The organism is Dokdonia donghaensis DSW-1 (assembly GCF_001653755.1).
Classification (GTDB): Bacteria; Bacteroidota; Bacteroidia; order Flavobacteriales; family Flavobacteriaceae; genus Dokdonia; species Dokdonia donghaensis.
On the sequence record NZ_CP015125.1, the window covers coordinates 3,211,089 to 3,226,023 of the forward strand.

The 14,935-nt window shown below is 38.3% G+C and carries 14 protein-coding genes; 9 read left to right on the top strand and 5 right to left on the bottom strand.

The annotated features are described in order from the left end of the window. From I597_RS14115 to I597_RS14150, 8 genes are all read left to right on the top strand, one after another. On the top strand, positions 1–1,230 hold the full coding sequence (locus tag I597_RS14115) for a DNA cytosine methyltransferase (protein WP_035325328.1): 1,230 nt from the start codon (positions 1–3) through the stop codon (positions 1,228–1,230). Continuing rightward, positions 1,230–3,458, top strand: coding sequence for an ATP-binding protein (locus I597_RS14120; RefSeq protein ID WP_035325329.1), 2,229 nt, complete (start codon positions 1,230–1,232; stop codon positions 3,456–3,458). Before I597_RS14115 ends, I597_RS14120 begins: the two co-directional genes overlap by 1 nt. Before the next feature lie 2 nt (positions 3,459–3,460). Continuing rightward, complete coding sequence (locus tag I597_RS14125; protein ID WP_035325330.1) at positions 3,461–4,573, top strand: hypothetical protein; 1,113 nt, start codon at positions 3,461–3,463, stop codon at positions 4,571–4,573. Between the two features lie 264 nt (positions 4,574–4,837). Beyond that, positions 4,838–5,353 (top strand): NUDIX hydrolase, encoded by a 516-nt coding sequence (locus I597_RS14130; RefSeq protein WP_035325331.1) that lies wholly within the window; start codon positions 4,838–4,840, stop codon positions 5,351–5,353. 10 nt (positions 5,354–5,363) lie between these two features. Beyond that, positions 5,364–5,675 (top strand): immunity 53 family protein, encoded by a 312-nt coding sequence (locus tag I597_RS14135; protein WP_035325332.1) that lies wholly within the window; start codon positions 5,364–5,366, stop codon positions 5,673–5,675. Between the two features lie 77 nt (positions 5,676–5,752). Further along, positions 5,753–6,238, top strand: a complete 486-nt coding sequence (locus I597_RS14140; protein WP_035325333.1) for a MepB family protein — start codon at positions 5,753–5,755, stop codon at positions 6,236–6,238. A 75-nt stretch (positions 6,239–6,313) separates the two neighbouring features. Further along, a complete protein-coding gene (locus I597_RS14145; RefSeq protein WP_035325334.1) occupies positions 6,314–6,877 on the top strand; it encodes a TetR/AcrR family transcriptional regulator in 564 nt (187 codons plus the stop codon). A 65-nt stretch (positions 6,878–6,942) separates the two neighbouring features. Further along, positions 6,943–7,500, top strand: a complete 558-nt coding sequence (locus I597_RS14150; protein WP_035325336.1) for a carboxymuconolactone decarboxylase family protein — start codon at positions 6,943–6,945, stop codon at positions 7,498–7,500. Between the two features lie 149 nt (positions 7,501–7,649). Here the strand turns inward: I597_RS14150 and asnB are convergent, their stop codons facing one another. Continuing rightward, entirely contained in the window at positions 7,650–9,320 is a 1,671-nt protein-coding gene (gene asnB / locus I597_RS14155; RefSeq protein WP_035325338.1) for an asparagine synthase B, read from the bottom strand. Between the two features lie 251 nt (positions 9,321–9,571). Between asnB and I597_RS14160 the strand changes: the two genes are divergently transcribed. Next, positions 9,572–10,108: a DUF2911 domain-containing protein gene (locus I597_RS14160; RefSeq protein WP_035325339.1), complete on the top strand. Its 537-nt coding sequence runs from the start codon at positions 9,572–9,574 to the stop codon at positions 10,106–10,108. A 124-nt stretch (positions 10,109–10,232) separates the two neighbouring features. On the opposite strand, the gene I597_RS14165 is transcribed toward I597_RS14160, so the two are convergent. From I597_RS14165 to I597_RS14180, 4 genes are all read right to left on the bottom strand, one after another. After that, entirely contained in the window at positions 10,233–10,763 is a 531-nt protein-coding gene (locus I597_RS14165) for a DUF922 domain-containing protein (protein WP_035325341.1), read from the bottom strand. A 5-nt stretch (positions 10,764–10,768) separates the two neighbouring features. Beyond that, the gene (locus I597_RS14170) at positions 10,769–12,028 is read right to left on the bottom strand and encodes an asparagine synthetase B (protein ID WP_081964978.1); all 1,260 of its coding nucleotides are present in this window, start codon (positions 12,026–12,028) and stop codon (positions 10,769–10,771) included. Positions 12,029–12,184: 156 nt separating this feature from the next. Then, positions 12,185–13,741 carry a replicative DNA helicase gene (gene dnaB / locus I597_RS14175; RefSeq protein WP_021778311.1) on the bottom strand — a complete coding sequence of 519 codons (1,557 nt, stop codon included), beginning with the start codon at positions 13,739–13,741 and terminating at the stop codon, positions 12,185–12,187. Between the two features lie 167 nt (positions 13,742–13,908). Continuing rightward, a complete protein-coding gene (locus I597_RS14180; protein ID WP_021778310.1) occupies positions 13,909–14,862 on the bottom strand; it encodes an acetyl-CoA carboxylase carboxyltransferase subunit alpha in 954 nt (317 codons plus the stop codon). Positions 14,863–14,935 lie beyond the last annotated feature (73 nt).

Sequence of the window (14,935 nt, forward strand, 5' to 3'; positions counted from 1 at the left end):
ATGGAAAAACTAAATTTCATAGATTTATTTTCAGGTGCAGGCGGCTTATCTGAAGGATTTATCAAAGCAGGTTTTAAACCTATTGCTCACGTAGAAATAGACAAAAAAGCCTGTGACACTTTAGAAACTAGACTGATATATCATAAATTAAATTCTGAGAATAAAACAGAAAAATATTACGATTATATTTCTGAAAAAATTACCAGAGAAGAGTTTATAAAGACTTTTTCTAATTCAGAACTTTCTAATTCTGTCATAAATATTCCAATCGGAGGTAAAAACAATAAAATCATTTTTGACAAAATAGACACACTTGCAAAAGGAAAACAAATTGATTTAATTATTGGTGGCCCACCTTGTCAAGCCTATTCCCTTGTTGGAAGATCAAGAGATAAAGATGGTATGAAAAATGACCCTCGAAATTTTCTTTATAAAGAATATGCAAAATTTCTTAAAAAATACGAACCAAAAGTATTTGTCTTTGAGAATGTAATGGGGTTAATAACCGCCGAAAAGGGGAGTTATTTCAAAAATATGCAAGCATATTTTAAACGTATTGGTTATGAATTGGATTATACAGTTCAAAAATCAGAGCATTTCGGTGTGCTACAAAAAAGAAGAAGGATTATTTTAATTGGTTGGCAAAAAGGTTCAGGTTTTAAATACCCAGAATTTGAGAAACTCGATGAGAAATTTACTATTCGTCAAATTTTATCAGATTTAAAAAAATTAAAACCAGGTGACCAAAAAAATGTGACAAAATATGCTAAACCTATAACAACATATCTCGAAAGATTTGAATTAAGAAATGGAGTAGATTTTGTTACACAGCATATAGCTAGACCTCATAATGAAAGAGATCTAAACATCTACAAAATTGCCATAAACAAATGGTTAAAAAAATCAGAGCGATTAAAATATCCTGATTTACCAACTGAACTCAAAACCCATAAAAATGAAAAATCATTTGTTGACAGATATAAAGTTGTTGACATCAACGGTCTTTCTCATACAATGGTTGCTCACATAGCAAAAGATGGTCATCATTATATTTATCCGGACAATAAACAAATAAGATCTATCTCTGTCAGAGAAGCTGCAAGAATTCAATCATTTCCAGACGACTTCTTTTTTGAAGGTGGCAGAAGTGCTGCTTTTAGACAAATTGGAAATGCTGTCCCACCTTTGATGGCAAAAGAAATAGCAATAAAAATCAAAAAACAGCTATAATGAGTGATGACGTAACATATAAAATTAGACCAGCTGCCAGGTTGATACATACAATTGGTAGTGATTTAATCGGAGATTCTTATGCAGCATTAGTCGAGCTTGTGAAGAATTCTTATGATGCTGACGCTTCCAAAGTTGATATCGTATTTAAATATACTAAAATCGAAAATGAAAGAGCCTTGATTATATCAATTAAGGATGATGGTCACGGTATGGACTTCGATACAGTTATTAATAAATGGTTAGTTCCTGCTACCAACGATAAACTGAAAAGAAAAGTAAGCAAAAAAGGTAAAAGAACACTTCAAGGAAGAAAAGGAATTGGTCGTTTTGCTGCCTCTATTTTAGGTCAAGAAATGACGCTTTCTACTGTTGACGAAAATGGAGAAAAATCAGAAGCAGTAATTGATTGGAGAATATTTAAATCTGATGACTATTTAGAAAATATAGAACTTCTTGTTGAAAAAAAAGAAACCAGCGAACCTTCGGGAACTGAAATACTGATTATTGCAAAAGATGAAAAGTATACCGACATTATAATAAATGAAGATAATGCTGAAGAAACGATAGAAAAAATTGACTCTAAATCATCGTATTGGAATCGAGAGACTCTAAAGCAATTAGTCAATGAATTACGAAAACTGATTTCACCTTTTGAAGAATCCACTGAGGATAAATTTACAATAAATCTTGCATTTGAAAATTCGCCTTTTCCTGAGATAGATGAGAACTTTACCATTGATACATATCCAATTATAAAGTTTTATGATTATCGTATATCTGGAATTATTTCAAATGAAGGAGAAGCTATTTTAATTTTTGAAAACAATATTAATCCAGATGCAGTTCAAAAGGAAACAATTACAAAAAAGTTTGAATTAACGGAAAATAATAAGTATTGCGGTTTAATAAAAATAGACTTCAGGGTATTTGACCGAGAGCCTGATGCCATAGATAACTTAATTAATAAAGGTCTGATTGACCCAGTATCTAAAAAATATATGGGCAAAAATGAAGCTCGACGAGAATTGAACGATGTTTATGGTGTAAACGTATATAAAAATTCCTTTAGAATTAGACCTTACGGAAATGGAGGTATAGATTGGTTAGATTTGGATAAAAAGAGGATTCAAAATATGACTCAAAAACTTGGGAATAATCAAGTTGTTGGGTTTGTCACAATCCAGTCTGAGGAAAAATCCGGTCTTGAAGAAAAAAGCGCAAGAGATGGTTTAAAAGAAAACGAGCACTACTCTGGCTTAAAAGAGCTTGCTCAAAAAGCTCTTTTTGAATTAGAAATACGGAGATTAGCTTATAGAATAAAAAGCGAAAAGAGTAGAGGGAAATCTACCAAGGTTCAAGATACAATTAACTCATTGTTCAGTTTAGCAGAAGTTAAAAGCTCTATTGGCAAAAAGCTTTCGGAATTCAAAATTGATAAAAAAGCTATTGATGAAATAGACAAAATATTAACTGACGAAGAAGAGAAAAATGCAGAATTAAAAGAGGAAATTGAAAAGACAATTGCTATATATCAAGGGCAAGCAACTTTAGGCAAAATTGTCAATTTTATTCTTCACGAAGGTCGAAAACCACTACAGTTTTTTAATTCCGAAACTAAAGTAATGGAACGCTATTTAAAGTTTTATCGTGCCACTAAAGAAGAAGAACACTTAGATGAATTAACTAAAAGTATAAATGGGTTTCAAATTAATAGTAAATTTATTTCTACTCTTTTCAAAAGGATATCACCATTAGCTAAACAAAAAAGGGATAAAAAATCTAATTTCTCAGTAATTAAAGTTATAAATGAAAGTTTAGATGTTTTTAAATCAACTCTTGATGATGCAAATATTAAAGTTAATATTCTGGGAGACGAAAAAACAGAAATATTTGGATGGTCAGAAGACTTATATATTGCACTAACTAACCTAATTGAAAATAGTATTTACTGGTTAGAAATTTCTAAATCTGATGTAAAAGAAATAAATATTGAAGTTAATAAAAGTGCTAATTCTACGATTGTTGATTTTAAGGATACTGGACCTGGACTTTCTGATTTAGAAATTGAATCAGGTGCTATATTTGAACCTGGATATTCCAAAAAAATTGATGGTACAGGTCTTGGCTTAGCAATTGCTGGCGAAGCTTCTGATAGATTAAATGGAGAACTATCGGCTAGAAAAAGTAATAATGGAGTATACTTCCAAATAGAAATCAACAAATAATTATGCAAGAAATTAAAATTTTAATAGTTGAAGATGATGGAGGTATTTATGAAAATGTATACAAAAGAAATATTGAATTATTCAATAAAGAAAACAAAGAGTTTCAAATTGGTGAAACTTGGATACAGAAAAAAAATGAAGCTATATCGGCCTTAAAAAATCCTGAAAATATTTTCGATGGTGCAATTGTGGATTTAGATTTAATGGGAACAGGCGGTACAGATGCCTCAGGAAATGAGATTATCAAGGAAATTAAAGAAAATTTACGTTTTCCAACTTTTGTGATTACTGGCACCCCTCATCATCTTTCTGATGAATTAAATGTTCCAAACGCTATATTTAATGTTTATGAGAGAGATAATGTAGATGTATTTGAAACCTTAAATAAATTTAAGCTAATCAAGTCAACAGGAATTCTAAATCTATTAAATCGTAATGGAAAAATCGAAGAGCTAATTCAAAATATATTCTGGAAGCACATTTCAACTTCTTTAGATAATTGGGTGTTAGATGGCAAAAGAAATCCAGAGGAAAAAGAGGATTCGCTACTTCGTTATACGATTCTTCATATGATGGAATATTTAGATGAACACAATGTGCATCCAAGTGAATTCTACATCACCAGACCAATAAAAACAGTTCTTTCTACTGGAGATTTAGTTACTTATGGAGATAGTCGATATGTTGTTTTAACACCAGCTTGTGATTTTGTATTTCGACCAAATGGCGACAGAAATGTTAGAAATGCATTTCTTTTGAAAATTATTGAATTAACAGACCATTTTTCGAATCTTGCAGAATCTATTGAAACAGGAGAGGTTAGTAACAGCCTTAAAGAAAAGCTTAAAAAAGTAATTACTAATAATAAACCATACTATCACTTTATCCCAAAACATAATACAATTAAAGCAGGGATTATTGATTTCCAAGCTAAGCTTTCAATTCCAATTGCTGAAATTGAAGAAGGTATTGAAAATAAAGAAATTGATAGATTCGCAACTATCACTTTACCGTTTTTAAAAGATTTAATAGAACGATACTCTAGTTATTATGCTAGGCAAGGTTCACCTGATTTTGATGTGGAAGAAGTAATAAAATCTATATTTCAACAATAGCCGACAGTGGGTTCCTGCATTTATTTTTTTCGACAGCGGTAAACCGGTATTCTTTAAAAAACAAGTTTACTCTTATAAAGTTCAGCAAATATTTAAATCAACAAAATCTGTGTAATTCACATAAAAAACCACCCACCTCAAAATAGGACCGGGTGGTTTCTCTTTTTCGCGAAAGCGTAATAATACTACTCCATACTTTACTACCTATATAGCGCCATAAAGCATATTAAGTAGGTATTTTTGCGCGCTACTTAGTTTACCGCAATGCAACACTTAAAGACACATTATCACCCAGAAATCACAAGCCTAGAGGGCAAGTCTATTACACAACGGCTTACCACAAGGAGCATCGCGATGCAAGGTGATCACATACTGCTTATGTATACCGCTCGTTATGAAGATTACAGTCTCCCCGGCGGTGGTCTTGATGAGGGAGAAGACCACATCACAGGGATGCTACGCGAGCTGCGAGAGGAGACGGGAGCGCTGGGTATTACAAACATAACTCCCTACGGCATCTACGAGGAGTATAGACCGTGGTATAAACCCACGCACGATATACAGCATATCATCTCTTACTGCTACACCTGTGAGGTGCACAAAGAGCTAGGCACTGCGAGCCTAGAGCGTTATGAGACGAGCAACGGGATGAAAGCCGTGTGGATCCCCATACAAGAGGCCATTGCTCATAATGAGCATACCATAGCCACAAGTTCAAAAAAAGGGATGAGTATAGAGCGCGAGACGTTTTTACTCAAACACATTGCAAAGACCTTATAAAACACACCTTATGAATGATACCATACTAGACTGGATACAGCAGTGGTTTTTAAACAACTGTGACGGCACCTGGGAGCTAGGCGAAGCCATACAAATAAACACCACAGATAACCCCGGCTGGGAAGTAGAGATAGATGTGTCTAACACCTCACTGGCTACACTGGCTATCCCACAAATACTTAACGAGAAAAATAAAAACGACTGGTACAGTGTCAAGATTGAAGATAAAACCTTCAGCGCCTCTGGAGATGCACAAAAACTACAGTTTTTGCTCGGGCTCTTTAAAGAAACTATTGAGAAGATAGAAGGCATCGAGCCGTAAAGAAAAGTAGATGTAGTGGTGTCACCCGCTATGTTCACCCAGACCATTAAAACAGCTACAAGCTAACTAACACATAAATGCATCCATCGCTCTGCACACTTATAGACGTGTTTTTTGCTCCACATCATCTGGAGCTGTCTAAGTATACAGAAGATGCAGAGAGCGAAGCATATGAGGGCTGTAGCTTTATAGTCGGTCAAAAAACCATCATCTACAGAAAAGCAAAACAGACGCCAAAAAAAGTAGGGCAGTTTGTGACTTTTTGGAAAAGAGAGGGCATAGCACCTATTGCACCTTTTCACATAGATGACCCCTTTGATTATTACATCATCTATGCAAGCAACGAGACCGAGGCGGGCGTATTTGTTTTTACAAAAGACCGCCTGCGAGATAAGGCGATAGTAAACACAGCTCACAAAGAAGGCAAGCGCGGTTTTCGAGTCTACTCTCCCTGGGACGCACCTACGAGCAAGCAAGCCATTGCCACACAGAAGTGGCAAGTGCCGCATTTTTACAAACTAGATAACACTAGTGATCTTAACAGACTAGCACACCTCTTCTAGCCACCATACACTAAATAAACGTTAAAAACTTGGCAATAACTAACCAAGTGGTTAGTTTTGTATCGTATTACAAATATGGCAAGAAAAAAAGCATATAGAGAAGACCTGGTGATCGAGAAAGCGATGAACCTTTTTTGGCGTAACGGCTATGAGGGCACCTCTATGCAAATGCTTGAAAAAGAAATGGGGATTAATAAATTTTCTATTTACTCAAGTTTTGGCAGTAAGAACGGTGTTTTTTTAGAGAGCATTGCTTGTTATAAAAAGAAGCTGTACACGCTTGTAAATGAGCTCAAGACAACACAAAAAGGTGTAGCTGGTATAAAAGAATACTTTTACAACTTTATAACTTTTACCAGAGAGACCGAGTATGGCAAAGGTTGCCTAGTGACAAATACGGCAAACGAGATAGGTACAGATGGAGACCAAGCCATAAAGGAAGCACTGTCTAACTTTACGGGGGAGATAAAAAGCATATTTGCCAGTATTATTGCACAAGATGAGAGCAAAAACCCGCAAGAGGTAGCCTCACAGGCAGATTACTTGCTCATTGCAATGTTTGGCCTCTCCTCTGCTACGAGAGTGTTTACAGAAGAGCAGCTGGGCCATTACATAGAAAATATTTTCAAAAATTCGTAAGGATTTTTTTTAACCCATAACTAACCGATTGTTTAGAAATAATTAATAACTAAAAAAAGAATACTATGACTACGTTAAAAATTCACGACATTGACTCTGCACCACAAGAAAGTAAGCCTTTACTAGAGGGATCTCTTAAATCTTTTGGGATGATACCAGGCCTACACGGCGTACTGGCTGAGTCACCTCAACTACTAGAAGCTTACCAGACACTTCACAAATTATTTGGTGAGTCTTCTTTTGATAATGATGAGCTTACCGTGGTGTGGCAAACTATAAACGTAGAGCACGAGTGTCACTACTGTGTACCAGCACACACAGGGATTGCACATATGATGAAGGTAGATGCTGCCATCACAGATGCCCTACGCAACAAGACAACCTTACCGTCTGAGAAGCTTGAGGCACTACGTGACTTCACACTTACTGTAACTCGCAACCGTGGTAATGTAACGCAAGAAGATCTTGACGCATTTTATGCCGCAGGATATGGTGAGAGACAAGTGTTAGATATCATTTTAGGTCTTTCTCAAAAAGTGATAAGTAACTACACAAACCACATTGCAAACACACCGGTAGATGAGCCTTTCCAAAAATTTGCTTGGAAACCAGAGACCGTATAATTACCCGCTCCCCTCTTAATCATTATAAAGCCTTAGTCCCCTACTAAGGCTTTTTTATTTTACGGGTATGAGTCCGCTTTCGCGAAAGCGTAAAAAAACCCACTCATTACAAGTGGGTTCTTTATAATTAAACTAATAAAACAAATATCTTAATAGGCATCATCGTGCACAAAGGCTACTGCCCTACCCGATGGGTCGTTCATATTTTTAAAGGCTTCATCCCACTCTAGTGCGATAGGGGTGCTACACGCCACACTAGGCACAGAAGGTACACAAAGCGCTGCAGCATCACTCGGGAAGTGCTCTTCAAAAATACTGCGGTAGTAAAACTCTTCTTTATTTTGCGGGGTGTGTATCGGGAAGCGGTGGTGTGCGTTTTCCATCTGGGTAGCACTTACTGCTTGATCTACCACATCCTTAAGTGTGTCTATCCAAGAGTAGCCTACACCGTCAGAAAATTGTTCTTTCTGTCTCCAGGCTACGCTTTCTGGTAAGTATTTTTCAAACGCCTTACGTAAGATCCATTTTTCCATACTGCGGCGTTCTTTGGTAATCATCTTATCTACAGGGTTGAGGCGCATCGCCACATCCATAAATTCTTTGTCTAAAAAGGGTACACGTCCTTCTATACCCCAAGCAGCAAGTGACTTGTTTGCACGCAGGCAGTCATACATATGCAGCTTGTCAAGTTTACGTACGGTCTCCTCGTGAAAATCTTTTGCCGTAGGTGCTTTGTGGAAGTATAAGTACCCGCCAAAAATCTCATCTGCTCCCTCGCCAGAGAGTACCATTTTTACTCCCATAGACTTGATGACTCTAGCCATAAGGTACATAGGCGTGCTGGCTCTTATGGTAGTAATATCATAGGTCTCTAGGTGATAGATCACATCTTTTATAGCATCTAGTCCTTCTTGTATGGTAAACTCTATAGGGTGATGTACAGTGCCTATATGGTCTGCCACTACTTGAGCAGCTGCAAGGTCGGGGGACCCCTTGAGCCCTATACTAAAAGAGTGTAACTGTGGCCACCACGCTCCGGTTTTATCTCCAGACTCTATGCGCTTCTCAGAGTATAGCTTTGCCACAGCACTAGTAATAGAGGAGTCAAGCCCTCCAGAGAGTAATACCCCATAAGGTACATCACTCATAAGCTGGCGTTTTACAGAGGCCGCAAGGGCGTCGTGTAACTCTTCTATACTAGACTCGTTATCTTTTACATTATCATACTCCATCCAGTCACGGGTGTACCAGCGAGTAAGCTCTCCGGTTGTGCTAGAGTAATAGTGTCCTGGAGGAAATAATTCTATTTTTGAACACACACCTTCTAGTGCCTTAAGCTCTGAGGCTACATAAAAAGTACCGTGTTGATCCCATCCCATATATAATGGAATGATACCCATATGATCACGAGCTACAAAGTACTCGTCTTTTTCTACATCATAGAGTGCAAACCCAAATATACCGTTGAGCATATCACAAAAGTCGTGACCGTGCTCTTTATAAAGTGCGAGTATAATCTCACAGTCTGATGCTGTTTGAAACTCATAATCGCTAGTGAGTTGCTCACGCAGCTCTTTGTGATTGTATATCTCCCCATTTGCCGCAAGCACAAGGCTTTTATCTTTTGAAAACAAAGGCTGTTTTCCAGAAGCGGGATCTACTATAGAGAGACGCTCGTGGGTCATTATCGCATTCTCATTATTAAAAACTCCGTTCCAATCCGGTCCTCTGTGACGGATTTTTTTAGACATTTCTAATAATTGGGGGCGTAAATCTTCGGCTTTCTCCTTTAGATCAAAGGCGCATACAATTCCACACATAATACTTGTTTTATTTGTTATTGATAAGTCAAAGATGCACTTACACTTTCATTAATAAAACACAAATACCATTTATGATTACAAAATATAACTAATTTACTGATAAACGTGACAAAGTATAGGTATACGCTTTCGCGAAAGCGTACTTTAAAAACATTTTGAAAGTTTTAATAAATATTGCCGACCTACATCTTAACTTTACACTATAACCCAAAGCCTTATAGGGCTTTTAACACAAAAATTAATTAACTATGAAAAATGTACTTATGACTGCGATGGTTGCTCTTGCCTTTGTTGCAGCACCATCACTTAATGCTCAAGATTTTAAAGTAGACAAGAGTCCTATGGACCAAGCGGCTTTCCCTACAAGTTATAAGGAAGCAAATAAAGATATTAAAGTAACGTATAGTAGACCACAACTTAAAGGACGTGAGCTTTCTAAACTTGCTCCAGAAGGAAAAGTATGGAGACTAGGAGCAAATGAAGCTGTAGAGGTGACTTTATATAAGGATATGAAACTAGGTACTACACCAGTAAAAGCAGGAACATACACAATGTATGCAATGCCTAATGGTAAGGAATGGACGGTAATCTTAAGCTCAGACCTTAATGTATGGGGATCTTACTTTTACAAACCAGAAAATGACGTAGCACGTATCACTGTACCAGTTACTATGGAAGATGAGTCTATAGAGTATTTTGGTATGGAGTTTACTCCAGAAGATAAAGGTGCACACTTACATATGGCGTGGGGTAATGCGCGCGTAGAAGTGCCGTTTTACAACTAAGTACAGGCTTTAGGCTTTAGGCTTTAGGCTTTAGGCTTTAGGCTTTAGGCTAAGAAACAGAAAACTGGATTCTCAAAAATGAGAATCCAGTTTTTTTTATGCGCTGGTGCGAGTATGTAAGATGCTACTCTTCAAAATTACCGTCGAGCCATCTGGCTACTCTAAGCTCCCATTGTACTTCTTTCATATGATCTATAGAGTGGTTAGACTCTTTATCAAATAACTTTTGGGTAGCAATGCGCTCTTGTTCTACTTCTTGGTAAATGGCTTTAATTTCTTCTAGGCCGTTTTCTGTAAAGTTATAGGCAGCAATGCGTGCCTGGAGTTTACGAGCATAGACCTCTGTAATATCAAAATGTGTTTGCTCGTGTGCGAGCAGGTGTTTTGTTTTTTCTTTATGTCGCACCCACGAGTATTCTGGATAAAAATGTGCGGTTACGGTAATGCTATTTTTATCTAAAAAGCCTTGACCGTTTGAAGCATACCCCTGACTCATACCCGTACTAGAACTAGCTGCCCAGCCATCTAGCGTACCCGGTGATCCTTTAAAATCTGACCACTGCAACGCACGTGTCTCGCTCCACGCAAATCGCTCTGGAGCATCTGCAGTAGCCATAAGTGCAACTGAACACAGTATGTAAACTAGGCGTAACAATGCAATCAGGTTTTTTGTTTTTTCTTACGAGCCGCAGGAAACAGTACATTATTAAGTATAAGACGATACCCAGGTGAGTTAGGGTGAAGCTCAAGCTCTGTTTTTGGGTCTCCCACGCGGTGACGGTAGTCTTCTGGGTCGTGTCCTCCATAAAATGTAAAGAAGCCCTTACCTTTTATACCGTGTATGTAACGCGCCTCACCATTAGTAAGATTTTCGCCCATCACGAGCACATTAGATTTTATAACCTCTGCGTCATAACTCGTAGTTTGCCCCATAAATCCTTTTACTAGTGCCGTATGGTTCTGGCATAACATTGTAGGGATAGGATCCCACTTTGCGCTATAATCTTTGAGCGTAAAATAATCTGTACTAAAAGGAATCTTACGTTTACGCGTCATATCTATAGATGAGAACTCATACATAGTAGGCGATCGCTCTAGCGTGAAATTCTTAAAAGCAAAGGTCTTTTTAAAATCAATCTTTGAGCTATAACTAGGGTCACTAGGATCTCCGTCAAACATAGGTTCACAAATATCAACGCCCTCTGCAGCAAGTGCGATGTCAAAACTATCTGTCGCGCTACACATTGCAAACATAAAACCACCGCCCACTACGTAGTCACGTATTTTTAAAGCAACATCGCGCTTCTCTTCAGACACTTTGCTGTAACCTAGCTCGGCAGCAAGTGCTTCGGCGGCTTTCTTTTCTTCTATGTACCACGGTGCGGCTCTGTAGGCTCCATAAAATTTTCCAAACTGACCTGTAAAATCCTCGTGATGCAAGTGTAACCAGTCATATAATATAAGTTGGTCGCTTAGTACCTCCTTGTCATATATGGTCGTATAGGGAATCTCTGCATAGGTAAGCACCATCGTTACGGCATCATCCCAAGGCACTTTACTATCTGGCGTATAAACAGCAATTTTTGGTGCCTTTTCTAATACGACAGCTTCCATATTTTGCGATGGGCTGGCAATCTCTGTAAGAATTTTTTCGGTCTGACTATCTGAGAGTACCTCATAAGAGACACCACGTATGGTGCACTCCCGGCGCACCTCTTCTGTGTCTGGTAATAAAAATGACCCGCCACGGTAGTTGAGCAACCATTTTACCTTCTGGCTTTTATTAAGTGACCAGTAGGTAATCCCATAGGCCTTGAGGTGTTCCTTTTGTGTCTCTACATCCATAGGTATGAGGATGTACGACGCTTTCGCGAAAGCGAAATTCAACACCAAAAAGATTAATATAAGTAGTTTTTTCATCATTAGTTTTATAACGTGAAATTTACGGATTTGTTATGACAAGCAGCGTGCCAAAAGGCATCCTAAAAAAGATGAGCTCTAGATTATGGATTGTTATAAAAACAAAAAGCCTCAATAGCAATACTATTAAGGCTTTTTCTGTAATTACATTATGTTCTAAAAAGGAACCCCATCATCTTCTTCTTCACTAGGTAGTCCAGGTGCTGGACCGCCAAAGGCGTCATCTGCACTAGGTAGTGCATTAGGGTTAAAGGTATCATCATTTGCAGCGGCATTCATACTACTTGCAAACTCATATGGTGTTGTAAAGTCGTCTAGGTTATCAAATTTACCTAGGTGACCTATAAACTTAAGGCGTATGTTATCTAGACCCCCGTTACGGTGTTTAGCCACGATAAACTCTCCTTGACCTTCAGTCGGGCTGCGTTCTTCATCATCCCACTCCTCTATCTTATAATATTCTGGACGGTAAATAAACGATACAATATCTGCATCCTGCTCGATCGCTCCAGATTCACGCAGGTCAGACAGTAATGGTCGTTTACTACCTCCACGCGTCTCTACCGCACGCGATAGCTGCGATAGTGCGATTACAGGGACACTAAGCTCCTTTGCAAGTGCCTTGAGGTTACGAGAAATCATCGAGATCTCTTGCTCACGGTTACCACCGCCTTTATTTGCAGATCCTCCCGTCATAAGCTGGAGGTAATCTATCATTATGATTTTAATACCAAATTGTGATGCTAGACGTCGCGCCTTTGCTCGTAAGTCAAAAATAGAAAGCGACGGTGTATCATCTATAAATAGTGGTGCTTTCTCAAGGCTCTTTACCTTTACGTTAAGCTGTTCCCACTCGTGCTTTTCTAGTTTACCAGTACGTAACTTCTCAGAAGACAACCCCGTCTCAGACGAGATCAAACGTGTGATGAGCTGTACAGAAGACATCTCCAGAGAGAAGAAGGCTACAGGCACATTCTGGTCTACCGCCATATTACGAGCCATCGTAAGAGTCATAGCCGTTTTACCCATACCTGGACGAGCCGCCACAATAATTAAATCTGATGGTTGCCATCCTGAGGTAAGCTCATCTACCTTATGAAAACCAGTAGGTATACCAGAGAGCCCCTCTTGGTTTGCAATTTCTTCAATCTTCTTTTTAGCTTGTATTACGAGACTCTGCGCACTTTCTGAACTACGCTTTACATTACCCTGTGTTACTTCGTATAGCTTAGTCTCGGCAGTGTCTAGTAGGTCAAAAACATCTGTGGTCTCATCATATGCTTCTTCTATAATCTCGTTTGAGATTTTAATAAGTGATCGCTGTATAAACTTCTGTAAGATGATACGCGCGTGGTACTCAATGTGTGCAGAAGAGGCTACTTTTTGGGTAAGTTGTATAAGGTAATAATCACCTCCAGCCGCTTCTAACTTTGCCATTTTCTTGAGCTGCTCAGAAACGGTTAATAAGTCAACTGGCTGCCCTTCTTCAAAGAGTACGCGTATCGCCTCAAAGATGTGTTTATGCTGTTCTTTATAAAAAACCTCTGGTGATAAGATGTCTATTACCTCATCTACACCCTTCTTATCAATCATAAGCGCACCCAGCACAACCACCTCAAGATCAAGCGCTTGTGGAGGTATTTTACCTTTCTCAAGGCTAATTACCTGACCCTTAGAAGTATTATATGCTGGTTTTGGCTTGGTTTGTTCCATAGCTACGAATGTAAAAAAATAGTTGTGCGAGTTACGCTTTCGCGAAAGCGTAGTACTCACAGGTCATTAACAATGCAACTGTTAATAACTTGAAAATATTGTTAATAAGGGTAAAAAAATCCGCACTTACAAAGTGCGGATTATGGCATCAAGTGAAAAAGGTCTTGTTAGCCCTTGAAGACTCCCATTTGAGAATACTTTTCCATACGCTGATCTACTAATTCTGTTGGTGATAAGTTCTTAAATTCATCAAACGCTTTCAGAATTGAATCTTTTACTGTAAGGAAAGTCTCAGGACGATTTGCGTGAGCACCACCTAGTGGTTCTTTTACGATCTCGTCTATGATTTTTTGCTTTTTCATATCTTTGGCAGTAAGCTTAAGCGCCTCTGCAGCTTGCTCTTTAAACTCCCAGCTTCTCCATAATATAGAAGAACAAGACTCTGGAGATATTACAGAGTACCACGTGTTTTCTAGCATTAATACTTTATCTCCTACACCTATACCTAAGGCTCCACCACTTGCTCCTTCACCTATAATCACAACGATGATAGGCACTTTAAGGCGTGTCATCTCTAAGATGTTACGAGCAATTGCTTCTCCTTGACCACGCTCTTCGGCTTCAAGGCCTGGGTATGCTCCTGGTGTGTCTATAATAGATACTACAGGTACTCCAAATTTTTCGGCGCTTTTCATAAGGCGTAGTGCCTTGCGGTATCCTTCTGGGTTTGCCATACCAAAGTTACGGTACTGGCGTGTTTTTGTGTTGTAACCTTTTTGCTGCCCTATAAACATAAACGACTGGTCGTCTATTTTACCTAGGCCCCCTATCATCGCCTTGTCATCTTTTACATTACGATCTCCGTGTAGCTCTAAGAAAGTGTCTCCACAGATGGCGTTTATGTAATCTAATGTATAAGGACGGTTAGGGTGTCTAGACAGCTGGACACGTTGCCAGGCTGTAAGATTTTTATAAATATCTTTTTTGGTAGCAGCTAGTTTTTTCTCTATTTGCTTGCAAGTCTGGGTTACATCAACATCACTTTCCTGCCCTATTAAGGCACATTTCTCCAGTTGTTCTTCAAGCTCTTTAATGGGTAATTCGAAATCTAAATATTCCATCTTCAGGGTTTTATGGTGTCTTACAACACTATCTTTTCGGTTAGGATTAGTCTACAAATATAATGGTTTTCTT